Source organism: Paraflavitalea devenefica, from assembly GCF_011759375.1.
In the GTDB taxonomy this organism is placed as follows: Bacteria; Bacteroidota; Bacteroidia; order Chitinophagales; family Chitinophagaceae; genus Paraflavitalea; species Paraflavitalea devenefica.
Genome location: NZ_JAARML010000001.1, coordinates 2,014,692 through 2,035,710 on the forward strand (window position 1 = coordinate 2,014,692; position 21,019 = coordinate 2,035,710).

Here is a 21,019-nt window from a genome sequence, read left to right on the forward strand (position 1 = left end):
TACGTTCTGAAATCAGAAATATAAAAATTATGGTATATCGTGTAATCGGGCTCATGAGTGGCAGTTCCCTGGATGGGTTGGATATTGCATTTGTTGAATTCCATGAGCAGGCCGGCGCCTGGAGCTATGAGATAAAGGCTACAGAATGCTACGCCTATAGCGCCGAGTGGGTAGAAAAACTGAAAAAAGCCACCTCGCTCAATGCCGCAGATTACCAGTTATTGCATACCGCCTATGGGCATTATACTGGTCAACTGGTCAATGCTTTTATAGAAGAATACGGGCTGGACTACCAGGTACAGCTCATTGCGTCGCACGGGCATACCACCTTTCACATGCCTGCCCAAAAAATGACGGCCCAATTGGGCGATGGCGCCGCCGTTGCTGCCGCCACCGGCATCAATGTTGTCAGCGATCTGCGGGCCATGGATGTGGCCCTCGGCGGAAATGGCGCCCCCATTGTGCCCATCGGGGAGAAATTGCTTCTGAAAGATTACCCCTTATTCCTCAATCTTGGAGGTATTGCCAATGTTTCCTGCAACCTTGCCAGCCATTATATCGCATACGATGTATGCCCTGCCAACCGCGTGCTTAACATGCTGGCCAATAAAGCTGGTAAATCATTCGACGAAGGCGGGCAAATGGCTGCCGGCGGAACGCTTCAGCCAGAGTTATTAAATATTCTTAATGCATTGGAGTATTATCACCTGCCCGGGCCTAAATCACTGGCCAATGACTTTGGTACCGATGTCGTATTTCCTCTGGTAACCGGTTCCCGGTTCAGGATAAAAGATACCTGGATACAGGATAGCCTCAGAACGTATGTAGAGCATATTGCCGTACAGGTTAAAAATGCGTTGAGCGCCTGTCTGTTTTCCGGCCACCAGCCACCGGCTGCCAGCGACCAACCTCCCTACAAACTGCTCGTCACCGGCGGTGGTGCCCATAATACCTTCCTCATTGACCGGTTAGCTACCTTATTGCGTGAAATCAATATTGACGTAGTGGTACCTGATAAAAAGCTGATAGATTATAAGGAAGCCATCATCATGGCATTGATCGGTGTGCTGCGCTGGCGCGAAGAGAATAATGTATTGGCATCAGTAACCGGTTCACTGCGTAACAGCATTGGCGGTGCGGTATGGATCGGTCAGGAGGCCTGATCGTTGCGCATTAAATATTGATCCCGGACAATTGGTCTTTCAATTGCGAATCCTTAACATGGCTGGCGGCAGCAGCGTCCGGATAATTCGTATATTGTAACGGTTAGCCTGCTAACTGAGGTTAACGAAATTTCATGCATATAACCAATAAACCTTTTGCAGTAATCCACTTGCTGGTACTAATCCTATCGTGTTCCGGATCATTTGCTCAAAAAGCATCTTCCCAGGAGAAGAAATATTTCAACCTCTTACGTAAACATTTTGTAGCGGACAATGCTTACCAAACCGTAGCATTTGTAGAGCAACGGTGGCGGATTGCCGGTAATACCGGTTTCAATGAAAGCATATTCTATGTAGAAAAAATACTGCAGCAGGCCGGGTTCAAAAAAGAGGTAAATGGGGAAACCGATGCCATCCTTACTTACCGCATTGAAAAGCGCCCTCTGCAAAGGCCTACCTGGGAGCCGGTGAATGCGCAACTATTTATTGTGGGCGAGGATAAACCATTGCTGGAGTTTACGACCAATCGTAACATGCTGGCCATGTATTCCGGCTCTACACCGGCGGCAGGTATTACAGCAGAATTGGTAGATATTGGAAAAGCCACTGATAAAGAGCTCGGAGGGAAAGACCTTACCGGGAAGATCGTATTGGCCGAAGGAGGAATAGGTAGTGTATACACGAAAGCCATCAATAAAGGAGCATTGGGCGCCTTGTCCTATTCCCTGCCGGGATATACACAACCACAAAAGCATATTAACTCCATACAATTCCAGGGCATCAGGCATGAGGCCGATTCTGCCCGGCGCAAATGGGGCATCCTTTTATCTTATGCAGCGCGGGAGAAATTAAAAGCTGCACTGGCCAAAGGTCCCGTTTCAGTGCGGGTAATCACCCATACAAAGATATATCCCTCCGAAGAGTTGACCATCGTAGCCAATGTGCGTGGGAGCGTAAAGCCCGATGAGCGTTTTGTATTCAGTGCGCATGTACAGGAGCCGGGCGCCAATGACAATGCCACCGGCGTAGGCACCCTGGCCGAAATGGCCCGCCTTACAGCGCAACTTGTGCAAGCAAAACAGATAGCTCCCCAACGTACGATCACGTTCTTATGGGGTGATGAGATCGTCTCTACCAACCGGTATATACGCGATGATTCCATCCGGGCAAAGGGTATAAAATGGGGGCTCAGCCTCGATATGGTAGGGGAGGATGTACAAAAAACAGGCGGTAGCTTCCTCATTGAAAAAATGCCCGATCCCTCAGCCATCTGGACAAGGGGCAATGATAAACACAGTGAATGGGGCGGCTCGCCATTAAAGGAATCAGACATGTTTCCCCATTACTTTAATGACCTGTTGCTGAACCGTTGCCTGCAGGAATCAAAAGCTACCGGATGGATAGTAAACACCAACCCTTTTGAAGGAGGAAGCGACCACACGCCGTTTTTGCAGGCCAAAATCCCCGGATTGCTCATGTGGCATTTTACCGATGTATTTTATCATACCGATGGCGACCGGCTCGACATGGTCTCTGCCGAAGAAATGAAGCACGTAGGAGTTAGTGCCCTGGTCACTGCTTACCTGCTCGCACAGGCCAACCGTCATACGGCTGTGGCGCTCATAAAAGACCTCGCTGAAAATGCCCGGCAGCGGCTGCGTACGGAATGTGGATTGAGCAAAGCAATCATTCAGCAGGGAGGCGATGCCGCCCGGGAAAAACATATCCTGGATGTATGGCGCGACTGGTACCTGACAGCCCTCGATAAAACAAGGGACATTGCGGTGAAAGGTGCTAATAACAGAATAGACAAGGCTATTAAACGGGCTCAGCAACAAGTACGTGAGGAAGCTGCCGCCTGTATTGCTCAATAACAGCCATTAATGCTGTATTGTCTTCAGAAAACTTTCTTTTGTACAGGTATAAAGGCGTGATGTTTTTTGCCGGGAAGTAGTCTTCTTATGAAATATAAATCCGGCTTTTTCCATCTTATTATTCAGGTATTCATTTTCATCAAGCTGCATAACAATGCGTTTCACCTCCTGGAAGGAAAAGAAAAATTCAAGGGTCGTTTGGATAGCAGAAATGGAATAATTGCCGATCAGTAACCGTTCCGGTTTAATCAGGAACTGCAATTTGTAATCCCCGGGCTTTACGGCGTATTGTAAACTGATATCGTCAGCAGAGGCCTGGTAAACATCCGCCTGCGCCAGGTTCGTACCATTCATCATCACCATGAACGATTGTGCGGTACCCGATCCGGCAATCCGGCTATAGATCTCCTGCAGGTGCTCTACATGGGCTTCTTTTTTCAGGTGCCGGGTATATTCCCAAGGCAACCAATTGTAGATCACCGGCAGGTCGGTGGACAAACACAATAATCGTAAGGAAATAATTACCTGGTCTGTTTTAAAATCGTGGGAGTAAATAACATTCTGTACTGCATCGTACGAAACAGGCTTGCACAGCATCTTATGTACCACATTAATATTACGGGTATCAGCAGGGCTGTTAACTGCTCCTGTTTTGGCCTGAAAAGCAGCGGGCATAAAAATAAAGCTGGTGGACATTACTGTTGATTTAAAGTATGTATACCAGAGCCTTGACCAAAAAAATGTATTCTATGAAAGGGTTACGGTTTGTTAGATGATCTCGTTACAGGGAAGTATTCGTTTGGTTGCCTTATTATTGTTGTAGCCACCATGAAAGTTGCAATCGGCTACCACTGTAATAGGAATAGAAATTTGCCTCTTTTTTTCTGAACTGCAGGATTCTTTCACCCTTTTTTTAGGTGAATACGCCGTAATATGTAGCTTTTGATACAGGAAAACACTTAGAAAGTTGTGGAAATGAGTAAGGAGTGCCAATCATGTGGGGCCCTAAAATAAAAATGTACGTAATGGTACAAAATTTAGATGTATAGCCGAAATTGTATCTGCTATTTATACCATTAAACCTGTCTGTATGAACGTCCATATCCTGTCCGAAAGTGAGGGTAATATCCTATTATCCAACCAGGAACCTACCTGGTTATGGGAGTATAAGATCCCTGAGTCGCGCAGCCTGGCTGCGTCCGGCGCCTTTGGTGACCTGTTATTGCAGGAAACACCGGGCGATCAATATGCTGTATGGTACAATAACTACCAGATAAAAAGGGGCGACCGCCTCACCATCATCCGGGAAGAGCCTGTTTACAAACTCCGGTTCATATTGAACAACAGCTTCAATTACTATGACTTTAAAACAGGTGCCCTACCCATGCATGAACGGGGATATAATTTATTATACACGCCATTTGTCCAGGAGAAAATAAGTTTTAAAGACAAATCGTACTCCAACCTGGAAATTCATCTTTCACACGATTACCTCGCTTCTTTTGTTACCGGTTTCCCGCATCTGTCTGACTGGTTGCGGAAAACAGAACGCCGTGTGCCGGCCCGCCTTTGTAAGGTCAATCAGATCGCTACCATTAACATGATGCATTGTATTCATGATCTGTTGAATTGCCCCTACACCGGGGAATTGCGTAAAATGCATTATGATGCTTTGGTAAAGGAATTGCTAATCATGGTATTGCATGAAACGGCCACCCGGCCGCTTAAGAAAATAATCAGGTTTACCGGTAAAGAAGTAGAAACCTTGTATGCCTTAAAAAACTACCTGCTCACCAACATGGATAAGCCATTAAAGCTGGAACAACTTGCCAAAATATATGATGCCACGCCACGTACCTTAAAAAGACGCTTCTTCACCTTATTTGGAATCAAGCTGTACAACTTCCTGCTGGACATACGGATGAAACAAGCCAGCATGCTCCTGCTGGAAACAGATACCTCCATAGAGCATATTGCTGTCCTGGCTGGTTACCAAAGTTTTGCCAATTTCTCCACCGCTTTTAAAAAGTTTTATGGCCATCCCCCTAAGTATTTCCGGAGCCGGTAAATTATTTTGACTTATTGGTCATTTATGAAAAAAAGAATCCTTCTATCTAAAACAACCTCACCCGATGTGCTGGTATATTTGTGAAGAAGCAGTGAATGATAACAGGAGTATAATGCGATCGGAAATAATTTGAGATAATGGTCAATTATGGAAAAAATACTCCCGGATTCAAAAACAGAAATTTGAAAGTGGACCTAACTTTGTGATGTAATAAGTAATGACAATGCTTGTATCAGTCAGTAGTACTTCGTTCGGGTAATGGCTATAGAAACGGTGCAAACGGAAATGTGCCCGGACTTTCTAACAAGGAGTTCATGCACGTAATAAAGTTTCGAATGTTGAGGTTGGGCTCTGTATTTTATTTGCCGTCATAGTAGCAAAACTGATTAGGCAAACTAGCTGTATTCATCCGGGCTGCCGGCCATGTTATGGGTTAATGAGTGAAAATCCTTTTTGCAATTGAGGATCCTTATATTCAGCATTGACCCTGCCACAGATCATGCAAACCTGTTGAGTGATACTGGTATACCGGTATCAGGGTGGTTCTAAAATTGGAGGTTTGTATAATAGCCGGCGCCCATTTTTATTGGCTGACCAAAACTAACTGTTAGGCTAATAACCAATAGCACCTGCTATTGTATTCTTCACGCTAAATTCCCAGCACTCCTTTCAATTTCGCATAACCTGCTTTACTCACCGGTATGCGATCGCCTGTTGTCAGCAATGCCAGCCAGCTTTCTTTTTCATGGGCATCCAGCCGTGTGATCCGTTGTATATTGACCATATACGACCGGTGGGTTCGTACAAACTGACCACCATCCAGCACCTGCTCAAAATGCCCCATCGTTTTATTCTTCAGGAAATTACCGTCTGAGGTATGGATCTTTACATAATCATCTGCCGCCTCCAGGTAATGCACCTCTTCTATAGGAATAATCCTGATCCTTCCTCCTGTCTTCACTACAATCCGCTGGCTCTGCTGCGGTGAAAGCGAGGCTGTTTCCAGCAATGGGGCAGGAGAGGGTGTATTGGGCTGGCGTTGCTCTGTCCATTTCAGGATCGCTTTGTCAAACCTTTCCTGGCTAAAGGGCTTCAGCAGGTAATCAACCGCATGGCGCTCAAAAGCCCTGATCGCATACTCATCAAAAGCCGTCGTGAAAATAATGGCGGGCGGTTCTTCTATCAGCTCCAGCATTTCAAAGCCATTGATCTTGGGCATCTGTATATCCAGGAAAATCAGTTGTGGCTGATGCTGCTGAATCGCTTTAACGCCCTCAAAACCATCATTGCATTCCTGTACCACCCTAATAAAATCATGCACCTGCAAATACTCCCGGATAATGGAACGTGCCAATGGCTCATCGTCTATAATAAGTGCCTTGATCATCAGTGTGGTATTTTAACAATGGTAGTAAATAAATCTCCTTCAGCCGTCGTACTCAACAGATCATTGCGTGCAAACAACAGGTATAACCGCCTTTGTACAGAACTCAATCCAAATCCCGTTCCCTGCCGGGGAGAGGAGGTCTCCGGGTCAAATGGATTTTGAACAGTGATCTGCAGGTATTCAGGAGTACTGGTAGCAGTTATACCAATCGTTACTTCTCCCGTAGTGTCATAAAGGCCAAATTTAATGGCATTTTCTACAACCGGTTGCAACAACATGTGCGGAATGCGGCTGGCTGAGGTTGCTTCATCATAGCTGATCGTTGTATGCAGGCGGTGACCAAAACGTACCTTCTCAATCTCCAGGTAAAGCTGCAGGTGTTGCAGTTCTTCTTCCAGCGTAATCCATTGATGTTCTTCCTTCTTCAGCGTACCCCGTAAAAAATCCGACAACTGCTGGATCATCTTCCTGGCCTGTTCAGGCCGGCTTGTCACCAACGCACTGATAGAATTGAGGCTATTGAACAGGAAATGAGGTTGTAACTGTTGCCGCAGCTTATACAGTTCCGCATCCCTTGCCAGTTCTGAAGCAGCTTTGCTCCGCTGTTCTGTTTCCTTATATTCTTCCTGGGTATACCACAACTCACTTACCAACGCCATGCAGCCGGTAGACAGTATGGCAATGGTAAAACGTACTGATAGAGATGTCTCCAAAAAAGAAACATACAACGGTTCATCACCAAACAACTCCAGTAGCACATACCTTACCGCCAACATCCATAAACCACAGATGGCAGCGCACAGCAGCAACAAATACCAATACCGGCCCTTACGTGGCCGGTAGTACCGCATATTATTACTCACCAGGAAACAAATGGCGGCCAGCAAAACATTGGAAACAGCAGCGTCGGTAATGGCTATCGACCACGGCAGATCCCGGCTCAGCACAATGGCTACATGTACTGCAGACCATGTCAGCCAGCAGCCGGTAAAGATCAGCTTATTATTAAACGTGCTTAGCGGCGATGTAGCCATATATAATTCGTCTACTTTGTGTAATTCGTGTTCTCAGAACAGCTCTAAAAACCGGTGTGTAATATTTGAACGGATATGTGCGGCCTTCTTATGCACCAGTTCAATATACGATGCCGCATTGTCCGATTCCTGAACCCTCGAATAAAGTTCTGCACCATCAATCAAAGCAGAGATCTTATACAGTTCACTCACATTAATAAACTTCCATTGTACCAGCTTTTGCGCCTGGTTAAAGAACATCTCCTGCTCCAACTCACCAATGGTTTGTGCTTTGGCAAAAGCGGTAGTTTCATCATCTGCTTCAATAAGCCTTAACTGCTCATCAAATTGTGGTGTATGATGGCCTTCTCCGCAAATGATCTGGTAAACGATCTTAGCCAGGAACCAACTCATAGATCAGGATTTTGAAAAGTGTATAATATAGCTCCTTAATAACTTTTGATGTCTATCCCTGAAAAGATAGACGTTCCTTGCAGGATCAATACCTTGTCGGGACTGGTAATGGATTGACGGGGGCGTTTATCTTCAACGCCGCCAAAAATAGCTGTGGCCTCCGGGCGTATTTCCCAGTGGGGGGGAATGATCAGCTTTGCGCCGCCAAAAAATGAAACTATCTCTAGAACAACGGGACCTTTAATATCAGCCTGGCTAAGATCAATCTCTACACCGCCAAAAATAGATACTACCTCACCCCCTTTAAAATCTTTGGAATAAATGACCTTTTTCACATTTCCGAAAATAGAAGTGGCATCCAGTACATCGGCTTTAATGCCTCCCTCATCTGTAGCAAATCCGGCTTCCAGGGTGGCTAGTTTAGTTTCCTTGCGGTAATGCCACTTTTTATTCCGGGGAGCCAATAATATAACAAGGCCTACAGCGATAAGTATAATAGGAACAATAAAGCGCCTGATATCATAATCGGGCATCAGTTCATTACGTGCCAGGCAAAAAGCACCGATCCCGAAAATAATAAGCCATCCAAAATCGCGGAAATTAGTTTGTGTACCTATGAAGAGCCCCACTACGATCAGGATCATAGGCCAGGTAAACAGAAAGTGAGGGATGGAAAGACCAAACTGCCGCAATAATAAGGCGCCACCTGCTACCAGTAGCAGGATACCGGCCAGGGTATTTCCCTGTTTGTTTTTACGGGAGCGTTTCGTTGCCTGCTTTTCGGGGGAATCCTCGTGTTGCATATACTTGATTTTACACAAAGCTATGTTACCCAGGGGGCCGGCGCAATAACGTACAGGCTACCAAAGGCATTTAACCGGTAAAAGCAGGCTTTTTGTCGGGGAATCCGGAAACAGGTGTCAACACCCGCTCACTCCTCACTATTTCGCGTGCGACAACTTGCTTCTGATGCGGCTCAGTGTTTCCAGTGTCATGCCCAGGTAAGAAGCAATAAACTTCAGTGGTACCCGGTTCAGCATAAAACTTTTGGTGGCAATAAAGCGCTGGTACTTGGAGGTCGCCTCGGTAAGACGGGCAATATAGGCGCGCTCTTCGGCATCCCGGTAATACTTCTCCAGCAGTTTCCGGCCTGTTACATTCACTTCCGGGAAATTATTATAGAGATATTGAAGGTCGTCATAATGCAGTCCTATCAGCTCGCTCTCTTCTATCGCCTGAATATTCTCAAACGACTTTTGCTGCGCATGAAAACTGGTAATGGAAGTAGCGAGCTCATGTTCTGCAGTGATCCAGGTGGTAATCTCTTTCTTGCCATCCTGTACATAGCCGCGTAAAATACCTTTCTGAATAAAATAAAAATAAGGGCAAAGCTCGCCTGATCTCACCAGGAATTCTCCTTTCTTAACACGGTAGGGAAAGCATTTTCTGTTGGCATATTCCCTTGCTTCCTCGCTCAGCGGATGGACAGCATGGGCAAAAACAACCAATGGAGACTCCGGCAGGATGGTGGTAACTAACTCACCTGTGGGCTGATGGTTAAAAGACATACTATGGTTCGGGTTTAGTCGGGGGGTTCACAAACAGGCACAAAATGGCAAGGATACATACGGCACGTCAAAAATCATTCAGAGGTATTGAAATGGTGGGTTCTAATAAAGATAGCCGTAACTGTTACTAAAGATATAAAAAGTATACGTATAATAATTGTCAATAAATGGGATTTTAGCGGCCTAAGTGATTTTACGTAGAACTTACGTTTAAGACAACGGAGTTTACTGAAAAAATACCCAGTTGCGTGATGGCATTCCTGAAACATACAGGCTGCTTAACTATGCCATGTTTCAGCTTAGTCCACTAGTCTGGCAGATTTGTCCTTTCAAACGGTGCAATCCTGTTTAAAAAGCCGGTAGTGATAATAAGGAGAGGAGTAAAAAAAGGACCCTGGGGTCTATATCAATTTAAATTGATCGCCGTCAAATAATCCAAGGTCACTTAATTTTAAATGAGGTATCACCAGCAAGGCCATAAAAGACAACGTCATGAAAGGAGCTGATAACCGGGAGCCCATCGCTTTGGCCATGGCATCAATAGCCGTATAGGCATTGGCAACGGCATAGCCATCCTCATCACTCATCAATCCTGCTACTGGTAATGCTATTACCAACTCCTGTTGAGGTATTCCTCCACCCGGTGAGGTCGGGCCGGGACTATAACAGCTCACCCCGCCTCTTTGCGCGATCACCAGGTTAATGGCCCGAACCAGGCTTTCGTCATCAGCACCTACTGCTACAATATTATGAGAGTCATGGGCCACCGAAGAGGCCAGTGCGCCGGCCTTCAATCCGAAGTTCCTGATAAAGGCCATGGAGGGGCGGGCAGGTTGATACCGGTTCACCACCGCCATCTTCAAAACATCTTTATCCGGGTTGCTCACCAGTTGCTGCAGGTCTTCATCCAGCAGCCAGCCTGCCGGCAGGTCAATACGGTTCGTGATCAGTTGGCCATCCAGTGCCTCGATCACCGGTACCGTCTCCTGCCCCGTATAAGGAATAATAAAATCATCAGCCTTCACCGGCACGCAATTAAAATTATTGATCGGTGCTGGTCGCTCAACATTGTCTTTCCCACTCGCTCCCGTCAAAGAGCGGGCCCATTTCCTACTCACCTCTTCTCCATCTATATAAGTAGCCTTTACTTCAAACTTTTCCATATCCTTCACCACGATAAAATCGGCCGGGTCACCCACGCGCAGTAACCCTACGGCTAACCGGTAATGCAATACCGGGTTTACACAAGCTGCCTGCAACGCCTTAAAAACATCAATGCCTTTGGCCACTGCCCTTGCACAAAGCTCATTAATATGGCCGGCTACCAGGCTATCGGGATGTTTATCGTCGCTGCAAAACATAATGTTATCCGGATGATCATGCAGGAGGTCAATCAGGGCATCAAAATTCTTAGCGGCGCTTCCTTCACGTATCAGGATCTTCATCCCATACCGGAGTTTATCCAATGCTTCCGCTGCTGTAAAACATTCGTGGTCTGTAGAAATGCCTGCGTCAATATATTGCTTTGCCTGCTCTCCCCGTAAGCCGGGAGCATGTCCATCTACTGGTTTCCCCAGCCGTTGGGCGGCAGCGATCTTTTGCATCACCTCCGGGTCTTTAAACAAAACCCCCGGAAAATTCATCATCTCACTCAGGTACTTTACCTCCTCTTTTTGCAGCAGGATCTCTACCTCTTGTACATCCAGCCTGGCGCCGGCAGTCTCAAAAACGGTGGCCGGCACGCAACTGGGCGCCCCGAAATAAAACTTAAACGGGGTCGTCTTGCCATTGGCGATCATATATTCCACCCCGGGCAGACCGCAAACATTGGCAATCTCATGCGGATCGCTCACTGTAGCCACTGTGCCATGCAGCACCGCCAGCCGGGCAAACTCGGCCGGCACCAGCATCGAACTTTCAATATGTACATGGCTGTCAATAAATCCCGGCAGTATATATCCTTCATTCACCGGCGCATCCGCCGCCAGCCGCCTGATCGCCTGGATAATACCTTTCTCCACCACAACTTCTGCCGGATAGATCTTTTTTTGCCACACATCGGCCAACAAGCCGGTAATACTAAAACTTGCCATGAAAATAACTGGTTAATAAGTAAATATAGGGCCATAAACGCCCGGAATAAAAGATTGGCACAATATTCATCGTTATCTGTAATATTACCATTGCTTTTACGTCTAACAGGACAATCTGAACGGTGGATCATAGCGCCTGCTTCTCTTTATGCATAGGTTCCCATTCGGTTTGCTTCACAATAATAATCATCAAATTAAAAATAAACATCATGAAATTCCTGCGTGTATCCTTAATAGCGCTCACAACCTTAACTACAAGCCTTGCTGGCAGTGCCCAAACGGTGGATGAGATCATCAATAAGCACCTCGAAGCTATAGGCGGAAAAGATAAGCTTAATGGCATGAAATCCCTCTACATAGAATCTGATATGGATATCATGGGAAACCAAGCCCTTAGCACTACCACTACATTATATGGTAAAGGTTCGCGTAATGAAATAGATTTCAACGGTCAGAAAATCATTAACTGTATAACGGCCGATAAAGGTGGCTGGACCATTAACCCCCTCGCCGGCCAGGTTACGGCCGAAGACATGCCTGCAGAGCAGGCCAATGCCAGTAAACCACAACTGTATGCCGGTGGTTTGTTATTGGATTATGCTGCCAAAGGAAACAAAGTAGTGTTGGCCGGGCAGGAAGACATTAATGGCGTGAAAGCCTGGAAATTGAATGTAACAACCAAAGAGGGTACTAACATTACTCAGTATATTGACCCCAAGACCTGGTACGTCCTGAAAATAGTTACCAAACTCAACATGGGTGGCCAGGATATAGAACAAGGTGTTACTTTCTCCGATTATAAAAAAACTGACTATGGCTTTGTAGCACCATACACTTCTGCTGTCGAACTGCCGCAGGGAATGACGCTGAACATAAGCGTAAAGAAAATTGAAATAAACAAAGACGTAGATCCAAAAATATTCGATAAGCCTTAAGTAGCAGAAACTGACTTTAACAAAAGGGTGCCGCCAATTTTTTTGACGGCACCCTTTGTTTTTATAAATTCATGCCAAATGCGAATCATGCAGAAAACTACGCTGACCCTGGTCCTTCTCTTCCTGCTTACCATTGCACAGGCCCAGAAAGTAATCGTTAATACCGTTGGTAAAGACCCTTTCAATGGTAAAGCAGATCAGATCGTGTATAATGCCAAAGAGGGCGAATGGACATTTCAGTCATATACCGTTCCTGTTATCAAAACCACCTTCCGGCCCACAGGGTATACCCGTGGAGAACAGGTATCGGATGCGGTAATAGCCAAGCCGCAGCCGCTTACTACCAAAATAACAGTAGCTACTGCACAAACTGTAGAACTGGAAAACAATACCAGCATCATCATACAGCGCGATAAACTCTACTATAGGGCAGGCCGGGAAGTAAAAGTTAAATCAGCTTCCTTCTTTACCCAGGGCGATAACAACGGATTCCGCTTCCAGCTTAGCGACCAGGAAAAATTCTTTGGAGGCGGAGAACGCGCATTGCCCATGGACCGTCGTGGTTACAGGTTCAACCTGTACAACATGGCCGCCTACGGTTATGGCCTTGGCGCCGATAACCTGAACTTCTCCGTACCGGTGCTCATCTCCTCCAATGGCTATGCCTTGTTCTTTGACAATCCTTCCAAGGGGTATTTCGATATTGGCCTTACGGATAAAAACCTGCTGGAAGCTGGTTTTCAAAGCGGCGAACTTACCTTCTATGTGGTCTTTGGAAAAAACATGGATGAAATACTCAGTAACTATACGGCCATCACCGGCAGGCAACCGTTACCGCCGCGCTGGGCATTGGGCAACTTTGTGTCCCGCTTCGGCTATCGCAATGAAGAACAGGTGCAGCAGGTGGTAAAGAAAATGCGCGACAACAAATTCCCGATGGATGGGCTCATCTTCGATCTCTTCTGGTTTGGCGATAACATCAAAGGCACCCTCGGCAACCTCGATTGGGGGAGTACTACCCAATGGCCCAATCCCAAACTCATGATAGAGAACTTCAGGGTTAAAGACAACCTCAAAACTGTTCTTATCACAGAGCCCTTCATTCTGCAGGGATCAAAAACCTATACAGAAGCAACCCCCTTTCTGTCAGTAGATGCTGCCGGTAAACCTTACAGCTTCACCGACCTTTACTTTGGCAATGGCGGCCTGGTTGATATCTTCCGTAAGCCTGCACAGGACTGGTTCTGGAAATACTATAAAAAACAAATTGGCAATGGCGTTGCCGGTTGGTGGTCTGACCTCGGCGAACCTGAAAAGCATCCGAAGGAAATCATGCACAACCTGAAGGATTATGGGGTGAACAGGCCGATGAGTGCAGATGAAGTACACAACATTTACGGGCACTATTGGAGTAAAATGTTGTTTGAGAAATACCGCGATGATTATCCTTCCACACGCTTATTCCATTTGAACAGGGCCGGTTTTGCCGGCAGCCAACGTTATAGTGTTTTCCCCTGGACAGGCGATGTGGCCCGTAACTGGAGTGGACTTAAATCGCAGTTCCCCGTATTGCTTGGTATGAGTGCAAGCGGCCTGCCCTATGTGCATTCAGATGCTGGTGGCTTTGCCATGGCCGATCAGGCCGATGCTGAGTTGTATACCCGCTGGCTACAGTTTGCCGCTTTTACACCCATCTTCCGGCCGCATGGCACCGCACTGGAAGACTATGATAAAACAGTAAAGAATATCCCTTCTGAACCAGCCTTGTGGGATGAACCCACCCGGTCCATCGTGCGTAACTACATCAACCTGCGTTACCAGTTATTGCCTTATAATTATACGCTGAGCTATGAGCAGGCAGTATTGGGCAAGCCGCTCATGCGTCCCTTATACTACTATAGCTTTGCCGATGCTGATGCTTTCAAAGCAGAAGACCAATACTATTGGGGCGATAACTTACTTGTGGCGCCAGTTACCAGTCAGGGCGCTACTGCCAGAATGCTCTACCTGCCCGAAGGGAAATGGTACAACTTCTATGACAATACCCTGCTCAATGGAAAACAATGGCTCAATCAGCCGGTAGATATCAACCGCATACCTTTATTTGTAAAAGCCGGTGGGTTCATTCCGTTATGGCAGGCCGATTCCATTAAATCTGTAGAGACCTACAACTCAAAAGACATCAGTCTGCTCTATTATCCTTCAGAGACTACTTCCTCCTATACATTCTATGATGATGACGGCACCAGTACCAGGACCCTGGAAAAAGCCGATTATGAGCTCATTACTTTTACCGGCGTAGCGCAAGGAAGCAATATTTCCATTGACATCAAAACCAATAATGAAGCCCTCTATAAACGCAAACAGGTAAGGAAATTTACCATACTGGTTCCGGCCACGGCCGCTTTTACTTCTATAACGGTCAACAGTAAGCCGGCGGCTGCAGCCAAGGCCATAAAGCCCATCAGCCTGGCAGGCGGCAAATTTGCTTCAGCAGTAATAGAGTTTGCCGGTAAACAAACTAAAATAGAACTGAAATAAGCATAAGTGCTCTGGAAGGGGGGAGCTTTTGCATCATTGAAGAAATCAAATTGTGGAACCCAAAATCACAAATGCGGAATTAAATCCGCAAAATAAGCTACCCAAACACCTGTATCGGGCTTTTTTGCACTTAAAAAAAGGTGGTATATCGTTTGCCCTAAGCTAATCGGTTTTTCATAGGATATTGGATTATAAATAGTCTGGATGTCTATCCGGGCTATTTTTTTATTCCCGGTTACTATCATTTTAGTACAGGATACCAAAATCCTCCCACTATAACCGGCAAGCAACTTCCCAAAGCCGGAACTTTAATAGATACCAGTAATTAATGAAGTGTAACTAAGTGAGAAAGCACTACATACAATACATCGCGGAAACCGCAGGTAGTTTTGCGATGTGGATAACAAGCTTTTGGCATGAAGCATGCAATTATAGAGGCAGCCAAAATCCACCTCTATGAAAAAAACAATCATCGTCAACCTGCTTATGCAATTGGTATTCTACGCGCTGGTATATATGATCGCGCTACTATGAGCAAAACAGCGGTTCAATGAAATCGAAAGCCTGACAACTTAGGTCGGATTTCTGATCCCGGATTTCCGACCTCAGTCTTTCAACAGATCCGGCTTTCTTTCCGTAGTACGTTGTACCGCCTGCTCATAACGCCATTCTTCTATTTTTTTCAGGTCGCCGCTCAGCAAAATATCAGGTACCTTCCAGCCACGGAAATCGGCCGGACGCGTATATACAGGAGGCGCCAGCAAATTATCCTGGAAAGAGTCAAAAAGGGCGCTCGTTTCATCATTTAATACGCCGGGCAACAATCTTCCTACTGCATCAACTACTACCGCAGCCGCCAGCTCACCACCACTCAATACATAATCACCAATAGAGATCTCTTTCGTTACGAAATGATCCCGTATCCGTTGATCAATCCCCTTATAATGTCCGCAAATGATCAATAAATTTTCTTTCATAGACAACTGGTTCGCGGTACCCTGGTTAAAAGTTTCCCCGTCAGGGGTCATATAAATAACCTCATCATAGCGGGTATGCTGTGATAAACTTTCAATCGCATTGGCCAGGGGTTCGGGCATCATCACCATGCCGGCCCCGCCGCCATATTGATAATCGTCTACCTGCCCGTAATCATTAACGGCCCATTTACGCAGATGATGCACCTGTACTTCCAGTAATCCTTTATCCCGGGCACGCTTCATAATAGAATGTGACAAGGGGCTCTCCAGCAACTCCGGTAAAACGGTAATAATGTCAATTCGCATAGCACAAAGATAAAAGAATCTCATCCGGACGCTTGTCCAAAATTTCCTATGCTGCTTAATCAAATAATAATAACCGCTTTTGCGTTTAAAGCCTGAAACACCGGTTTTTATTATTGACCCTATAACCCCTAAACCCTCTAAACCGCATGTTTAAGCAATTAAACGGTCAGTTTTTATTGCGTAAAACGATCGTACCCGTTCTTGTTTGTAGTTCTTTATCTGGTTTCGCCCAGGATTATACCGGCTATAGGACCGGTAACTATACCGGTGTAAACAGCGTCTTCTTTAATCCTGCCAATATTGCAGACAGCCGTTATCGCTGGGATGTGAACCTTATCTCCGTGAATGCATTGGGTGGTAACAATCAGGCCTCTTTCAAACTGAAAAACCTCAGCGAATCATTCAATGCCGATAGCCTGGAAAATCAGTTATATGGCAAAAATGCAGGTACTACCAGTGGCCTTATGAGCGTTAACGTATTGGGGCCTTCCTTCCTATTTAATATTGGTAAAAAGACAGCTATCGCTATCACCACGCGTAGCCGGGTTATGGCCAATGTAGAAGAAGTGGATGGTACCCTGATGCAGCAAATAATAGATGGCTATACAAGTGATGCAGGGCTGCCTTATACCATCACGGCTGCTAAGAACATGCGTGTAAACATGAATGCCTGGGCTGAATTTGGTGCAAGCGTTGGCAGGGTGCTTATAGACAAAGAAAAACACTTTCTCAAAGGAGGTATCACCCTCAAATACCTTGCTGGTGTAGGCAATGCTTATGTCCAGATCAAGAACCTCAGTACCACCATCAATGAAGATGCAATAGAGGAAAAAGCTTACCTGTCCAATACCACGGGTCGCATCGGCATGGGGTTTGGCGGAGCGCGTTTTGATGATTTTGAGGCAGATGATCTTACTTCGTTCGACAGCAAAGGCTTTGGTACTGATATTGGTTTCGTATATGAGTTCAGGCCCGATCACCAGAAATACCGGAACGGTGAAAACTATGATTGGCGCAGGGATGAGAACAAATACAAACTCCGTGTAGGGGTGGCCTTATTGGACATAGGCGCCATAAAGTACAAGCGGGATAACACCCGGAGTGGTGCTTATGACCTCGGTGTTACAGGTCCTGAACGCTTTTACCTGTCAGAGCTGTCAGATGAGGAACTGGATGACTACAAGCAATTCTTTGACAGTCGTCCGCAATATTTTACACCTGTTGCCGGTAGTACAGAAGATACTTACAAAGTAGGCCTGCCTACCACCTTGCAGGTAGATGTGGATTACCACCTGCACCGTGGTTTTTACATTAGCGCTGCCGGCCAGTTCTCGCTGGTGAGCAGTGATAGCAAGCCCTACAACAGCCAATACCAGAACGCTTTTACCCTTACTCCCCGGTATGAGACCTCCAAATTCGGATGTTACCTGCCGCTCAACTACAATGGGCTTACCAAACTCAATGCAGGTCTGTCACTCCGCCTGGGTCCGCTCTTCGTGGGGTCGGGCAGTGTCTTAACTGCGTTGTTAGGAGAGTCAAAGCAGGCCGATGTGCACGTGGGTATCCGCTTTGGAGTATTGCATAAAAACAAGGCAGGCAAAGCAAAAGTCGCTAAAGAGAAAAAAGAGCCTGCTGAAACCAACCAATAGTTTTCTGATCAAAGGTTATAGGTAAGACAAAAGCCCCCGGATATCCGGCGGGCTTTCTTATATTATTGGGGCTCGTTGCCTTTATGTCTTATTACCTCGATGCCTCCCCGGCTACTCATCAAAAAAATCCCCCAGTTCTCTCCGCTGTTTCTTCGTAGGACGGCCAATCTTGCTGAGGCGCTTGCCGGTATGAAAGCTGGCAGCCTGGAATTCTATCCGTTCCAGTTCTTCAGGCGGTGTAATATCAGTATAATACTTAATGGCTTCAGAATAGGCCACTCGGTTATGCAAGAGGGCTGTTACCTGCACGCGCCAGCGGCGGGCTTCAGTTTTCACATGGTACTCATCACCCACAGAAACCGTCTTGGATGGTTTCACGGGCATATCATGCAGCTTCACCTTGCCGGCATCACAGGCTGCTGCTGCCAGCGCCCGCGTCTTAAACAACCGGATTGCCCACAGGTACTTGTCAATGCGTAATTTTTCTTTTTCACTACCCATACTGTAAAATTAAAAAATCCCGGAACTATTCGCTTCCGGGATCTATAAAATTTAGCCCAGTTGCCTCTACTTCCCAACCTCAGCAAAATACTTATGGAAATAAGGGATCGTTTCAATGCCCTTATAAAAATTCAGCAGGTCAAACTTCTCATTGGGCGAATGCAGGTTATCACTATCCAGCCCAAAGCCCATGAATACGATCTTTACACCCAGTTCCTTTTCCAGGATCGTACAAATGGGAATACTGCCACCGCCGCGTACGGGGATTGGCTTCTTACCAAAAGTTGTTTCAATGGCTTTTGCAGCAGCCTGGTAAGCCAGGGAATCAATAGGCGTCATATAAGGTTCTCCGCCGTGCAGCTCTACTGCGTCCACCGTTACGGAGGCAGGTGCGATCTTACGGAAATAATTCAGCAGGATCTCCGTGATATTATGGGAAGATTGATTGGGCACCAGCCTGGCAGAAATCTTGGCAAATGCTTTTGAAGGTAATACCGTCTTGGCGCCTTCACCGGTATAACCACCCCAGATGCCATTCAGCTCAAGGGTAGGGCGGATGCCGGTACGCTCATTCGTCGTAAATCCTTTTTCACCCCACAACTCTTTCACGCCCAGGTCTTTCTTATAAGCTTCCTCATCATAAGGCGCCTGTGCCATCAGGTTACGTTCTTCCTGGCCTGCTTCAACCACATCATTATAAAAACCGGGGATGGTAATATGGTTATTCTCGTCATGGCAGGAGGCGATCATCCTGGCCAGGATAGTGATCGGGTTGGCTACAGCGCCGCCATACACACCACTGTGCAGGTCGCGGTTGGCTGCCGTTACCTCCACCTGGATATAGGCCAATCCACGTACGCCAATATCCATAGAAGGATTGTTCATGCTGATCATGGCAGTATCGCTGATCAGGATCACATCGCACTTCAGCAGGTCCTTATGCGCAGCTACAAATGCACCCAGGTTGGGCGATCCTACTTCTTCTTCCCCTTCTATCAGGAACTTAATATTCGTGGTCAATGCACCCGTTTTAGACAAAATCTCCAATGCCTTCACGTGCATATAAAACTGGCCTTTATCATCGGCCGATCCGCGTGCATAAATACGTCCATCCTTGATCACCGGCTCGAAAGGTCCGCTGTTCCATAAATTCAGTGGATCAGGTGGCTGTACGTCATAATGCCCATATACCAATACCGTAGGTTTTGACGGATCTATAATCTTTTCGCCATAAACCACCGGGTGGCCTGCTGTTTCATATACAGCAGCAGTATCGGCCCCGGCTTCCTGCAAACGTTGTTTCACGGCTTCCGCACACTTCCTCATATCCTCCTTATTGACACTATTCGCACTGATCGAAGGAATGCGCAACAATTCCAGCAATTCATTCAGAAAACGGTCCTTATTCTTTTCCTGATAATCTTTCCAGGCTTGCATATTGACAGATTTAATAAGTATAAAAATAAGTCATTGGGAAGGCGAATATAGGCTGTTTTTGGGAACCGCATTTCCTGCCGGGTTTGTCAGGTCTTTGTGCTTAATTGGTGTCTTTTGTTTAAAGGAAGATTCTCCAGCGTCCAGGGTACCTGTCTTTCAAAAGGACGCTTGCGCACCGTACAATCTGCTTTCGTACAAATGCTGCAGGAAAAATCAAGACAGCCATCAGAATGTACAAATAACTCAAGCGAATCGCCAAACTCCTGCCTGATCAGGCTGGATAACTCATCAATCTCATGATGCGCTTCGCGTACATTAAAATACCAGGGTACTGTAAGGTGGCAATCTACATGTAACTGGCCACCATACTTGATCACACGCAGGTTGTGCAGGTCAATCCAGTTCTCCCGGCGATGTTTATTCAGCAGGTCCACCATCTTTAACAACAGTTCCTTATCTGCTTCATCCATAATGCCTGCTATCGAATGCCGTAAAATGCGGTAGCCGGTGAAGATCAAAATAAAAGCAAACAGGATGGCCACAGCGCCATCCAGCCAGGCAAGGCCGGTAAAATAGATCAGTAAAAGGCCCAGGATAATGCCAATAGTGGAATACGTATCGGATTGCAGGTGCCTGCCGCTGGCAACCAGCGCCAGAGAATTGTTCTTCTTGCCCTGCCGCACACTATAATAACCCATCACAAAATTCAGGAGGGCAGTCAGGGCGACCAGTAAGATGCCATAATCCAGCTTTTGCAGGGGATGCGGGTGCAGGAAATTATCGATGGCTTCGTAAATAATAATAATGCCAGCTACCCCGATCAGGGTGCCTTCTACGGCGGCTGACAGGAACTCGGCCTTGCCATGTCCGTAGGGATGGTTTTCATCCCTTGGCCTGGCAGCTACAGATAGGCTGAACAAACCAATAAAGCCGGCCGCCACATTAACAGTGCTTTCCAGCGCGTCAGTAAGAATAGCTACTGACCGGGTTAAAAAATAAGCAGCGATCTTAACCAGGAACAGACACACGCCTATTGTTACCACCCATCTCTGTATGCGAAGGTTTTGCCGTCCTTTTTCCAAATCGTCAGATT

Annotated in this window: 18 protein-coding genes; 7 read left to right on the forward strand and 11 right to left on the reverse strand. The window is 46.4% G+C overall.

Going from position 1 to position 21,019, the window contains the following annotated elements; translation table 11 throughout:
* Positions 1–29 precede the first annotated feature (29 nt).
* Both HB364_RS08265 and HB364_RS08270 read left to right on the forward strand, forming a co-directional pair.
* A complete protein-coding gene (locus HB364_RS08265) occupies positions 30–1,163 on the forward strand; it encodes an anhydro-N-acetylmuramic acid kinase (protein ID WP_167287411.1) in 1,134 nt (377 codons plus the stop codon).
* A gap of 134 nt (positions 1,164–1,297) precedes the next feature.
* Positions 1,298–3,037, forward strand: a complete 1,740-nt coding sequence (locus HB364_RS08270) for a M28 family peptidase (protein WP_167287412.1) — start codon at positions 1,298–1,300, stop codon at positions 3,035–3,037.
* A gap of 6 nt (positions 3,038–3,043) precedes the next feature.
* Here HB364_RS08270 and HB364_RS08275 read toward each other — a convergent pair whose 3' ends face one another.
* Complete coding sequence (locus HB364_RS08275; RefSeq protein ID WP_167287413.1) at positions 3,044–3,733, reverse strand: GNAT family N-acetyltransferase; 690 nt, start codon at positions 3,731–3,733, stop codon at positions 3,044–3,046.
* 394 nt (positions 3,734–4,127) lie between these two features.
* On the opposite strand from HB364_RS08275, the gene HB364_RS08280 reads away from it, so the two are divergent.
* A complete protein-coding gene (locus HB364_RS08280) occupies positions 4,128–5,105 on the forward strand; it encodes a helix-turn-helix transcriptional regulator (RefSeq protein WP_167287414.1) in 978 nt (325 codons plus the stop codon).
* Between the two features lie 649 nt (positions 5,106–5,754).
* On the opposite strand, the gene HB364_RS08285 is transcribed toward HB364_RS08280, so the two are convergent.
* The 6 genes from HB364_RS08285 to ade form a co-directional block, all read right to left on the reverse strand.
* Positions 5,755–6,492: a LytR/AlgR family response regulator transcription factor gene (locus HB364_RS08285; protein ID WP_167287415.1), complete on the reverse strand. Its 738-nt coding sequence runs from the start codon at positions 6,490–6,492 to the stop codon at positions 5,755–5,757.
* Entirely contained in the window at positions 6,492–7,526 is a 1,035-nt protein-coding gene (locus HB364_RS08290) for a sensor histidine kinase (protein WP_167287416.1), read from the reverse strand. The genes HB364_RS08285 and HB364_RS08290 overlap by 1 nt, the downstream gene beginning before the upstream one ends.
* A 33-nt stretch (positions 7,527–7,559) precedes the next feature.
* The gene (locus HB364_RS08295) at positions 7,560–7,919 is read right to left on the reverse strand and encodes a DUF4288 domain-containing protein (protein ID WP_167287417.1); all 360 of its coding nucleotides are present in this window, start codon (positions 7,917–7,919) and stop codon (positions 7,560–7,562) included.
* Positions 7,920–7,954: 35 nt separating this feature from the next.
* Entirely contained in the window at positions 7,955–8,722 is a 768-nt protein-coding gene (locus HB364_RS08300) for a LiaF transmembrane domain-containing protein (RefSeq protein WP_167287418.1), read from the reverse strand.
* A 138-nt stretch (positions 8,723–8,860) separates the two neighbouring features.
* Positions 8,861–9,487, reverse strand: coding sequence for a Crp/Fnr family transcriptional regulator (locus HB364_RS08305; RefSeq protein WP_167287419.1), 627 nt, complete (start codon positions 9,485–9,487; stop codon positions 8,861–8,863).
* A gap of 401 nt (positions 9,488–9,888) precedes the next feature.
* Positions 9,889–11,580 carry an adenine deaminase gene (ade, locus tag HB364_RS08310; protein WP_167287420.1) on the reverse strand — a complete coding sequence of 564 codons (1,692 nt, stop codon included), beginning with the start codon at positions 11,578–11,580 and terminating at the stop codon, positions 9,889–9,891.
* Between the two features lie 209 nt (positions 11,581–11,789).
* Between ade and HB364_RS08315 the strand changes: the two genes are divergently transcribed.
* The 3 genes from HB364_RS08315 (at position 11,790) to HB364_RS08325 (ending at position 15,610) form a co-directional block, all read left to right on the forward strand.
* The gene (locus HB364_RS08315; protein WP_167287421.1) at positions 11,790–12,515 is read left to right on the forward strand and encodes a LolA-like protein; all 726 of its coding nucleotides are present in this window, start codon (positions 11,790–11,792) and stop codon (positions 12,513–12,515) included.
* 87 nt (positions 12,516–12,602) lie between these two features.
* A complete protein-coding gene (locus HB364_RS08320; RefSeq protein ID WP_167287422.1) occupies positions 12,603–15,056 on the forward strand; it encodes a TIM-barrel domain-containing protein in 2,454 nt (817 codons plus the stop codon).
* A 416-nt stretch (positions 15,057–15,472) separates the two neighbouring features.
* Positions 15,473–15,610 (forward strand): hypothetical protein, encoded by a 138-nt coding sequence (locus HB364_RS08325; RefSeq protein ID WP_167287423.1) that lies wholly within the window; start codon positions 15,473–15,475, stop codon positions 15,608–15,610.
* 51 nt (positions 15,611–15,661) lie between these two features.
* On the opposite strand, the gene trmD is transcribed toward HB364_RS08325, so the two are convergent.
* Positions 15,662–16,339: a tRNA (guanosine(37)-N1)-methyltransferase TrmD gene (trmD, locus tag HB364_RS08330; protein WP_167287424.1), complete on the reverse strand. Its 678-nt coding sequence runs from the start codon at positions 16,337–16,339 to the stop codon at positions 15,662–15,664.
* Positions 16,340–16,485: 146 nt separating this feature from the next.
* On the opposite strand from trmD, the gene HB364_RS08335 reads away from it, so the two are divergent.
* Entirely contained in the window at positions 16,486–17,988 is a 1,503-nt protein-coding gene (locus tag HB364_RS08335) for a DUF5723 family protein (protein ID WP_167287425.1), read from the forward strand.
* A 111-nt stretch (positions 17,989–18,099) separates the two neighbouring features.
* On the opposite strand, the gene HB364_RS08340 is transcribed toward HB364_RS08335, so the two are convergent.
* The 3 genes from HB364_RS08340 to HB364_RS08350 all read right to left on the reverse strand — a co-directional run bounded on the left by HB364_RS08340 (position 18,100) and on the right by HB364_RS08350 (position 21,008).
* Entirely contained in the window at positions 18,100–18,489 is a 390-nt protein-coding gene (locus HB364_RS08340; RefSeq protein WP_167287426.1) for an RNA-binding S4 domain-containing protein, read from the reverse strand.
* Positions 18,490–18,555: 66 nt separating this feature from the next.
* Complete coding sequence (locus HB364_RS08345; protein ID WP_167287427.1) at positions 18,556–19,926, reverse strand: dipeptidase; 1,371 nt, start codon at positions 19,924–19,926, stop codon at positions 18,556–18,558.
* An 86-nt stretch (positions 19,927–20,012) separates the two neighbouring features.
* Complete coding sequence (locus tag HB364_RS08350) at positions 20,013–21,008, reverse strand: cation diffusion facilitator family transporter (RefSeq protein WP_167287428.1); 996 nt, start codon at positions 21,006–21,008, stop codon at positions 20,013–20,015.
* Between the last annotated feature and the right edge of the window lie 11 nt (positions 21,009–21,019).

What these genes read in the sequence shown, in the direction of transcription:
- HB364_RS08275 (WP_167287413.1), bottom strand. Translation starts at nt 3,733, where the DNA reads ATGTCCACCAGCTTTATTTTTATGCCCGCTGCTTTTCAGGCCAAAACA.
- HB364_RS08280 (WP_167287414.1), top strand. Translation starts at nt 4,128, where the DNA reads ATGAACGTCCATATCCTGTCCGAAAGTGAGGGTAATATCCTATTATCC.
- HB364_RS08295 (WP_167287417.1), bottom strand. Translation starts at nt 7,919, where the DNA reads ATGAGTTGGTTCCTGGCTAAGATCGTTTACCAGATCATTTGCGGAGAA.
- HB364_RS08335 (WP_167287425.1), top strand. Translation starts at nt 16,486, where the DNA reads ATGTTTAAGCAATTAAACGGTCAGTTTTTATTGCGTAAAACGATCGTA.
- HB364_RS08325 (WP_167287423.1), top strand. Translation starts at nt 15,473, where the DNA reads ATGAAGCATGCAATTATAGAGGCAGCCAAAATCCACCTCTATGAAAAA.
- HB364_RS08340 (WP_167287426.1), bottom strand. Translation starts at nt 18,489, where the DNA reads ATGGGTAGTGAAAAAGAAAAATTACGCATTGACAAGTACCTGTGGGCA.
- HB364_RS08345 (WP_167287427.1), bottom strand. Translation starts at nt 19,926, where the DNA reads ATGCAAGCCTGGAAAGATTATCAGGAAAAGAATAAGGACCGTTTTCTG.
- HB364_RS08285 (WP_167287415.1), bottom strand. Translation starts at nt 6,492, where the DNA reads ATGATCAAGGCACTTATTATAGACGATGAGCCATTGGCACGTTCCATT.
- ade (WP_167287420.1), bottom strand. Translation starts at nt 11,580, where the DNA reads ATGGCAAGTTTTAGTATTACCGGCTTGTTGGCCGATGTGTGGCAAAAA.
- HB364_RS08300 (WP_167287418.1), bottom strand. Translation starts at nt 8,722, where the DNA reads ATGCAACACGAGGATTCCCCCGAAAAGCAGGCAACGAAACGCTCCCGT.
- HB364_RS08290 (WP_167287416.1), bottom strand. Translation starts at nt 7,526, where the DNA reads ATGGCTACATCGCCGCTAAGCACGTTTAATAATAAGCTGATCTTTACC.
- HB364_RS08305 (WP_167287419.1), bottom strand. Translation starts at nt 9,487, where the DNA reads ATGTCTTTTAACCATCAGCCCACAGGTGAGTTAGTTACCACCATCCTG.
- HB364_RS08320 (WP_167287422.1), top strand. Translation starts at nt 12,603, where the DNA reads ATGCAGAAAACTACGCTGACCCTGGTCCTTCTCTTCCTGCTTACCATT.
- HB364_RS08315 (WP_167287421.1), top strand. Translation starts at nt 11,790, where the DNA reads ATGAAATTCCTGCGTGTATCCTTAATAGCGCTCACAACCTTAACTACA.
- HB364_RS08270 (WP_167287412.1), top strand. Translation starts at nt 1,298, where the DNA reads ATGCATATAACCAATAAACCTTTTGCAGTAATCCACTTGCTGGTACTA.
- trmD (WP_167287424.1), bottom strand. Translation starts at nt 16,339, where the DNA reads ATGCGAATTGACATTATTACCGTTTTACCGGAGTTGCTGGAGAGCCCC.
- HB364_RS08265 (WP_167287411.1), top strand. Translation starts at nt 30, where the DNA reads ATGGTATATCGTGTAATCGGGCTCATGAGTGGCAGTTCCCTGGATGGG.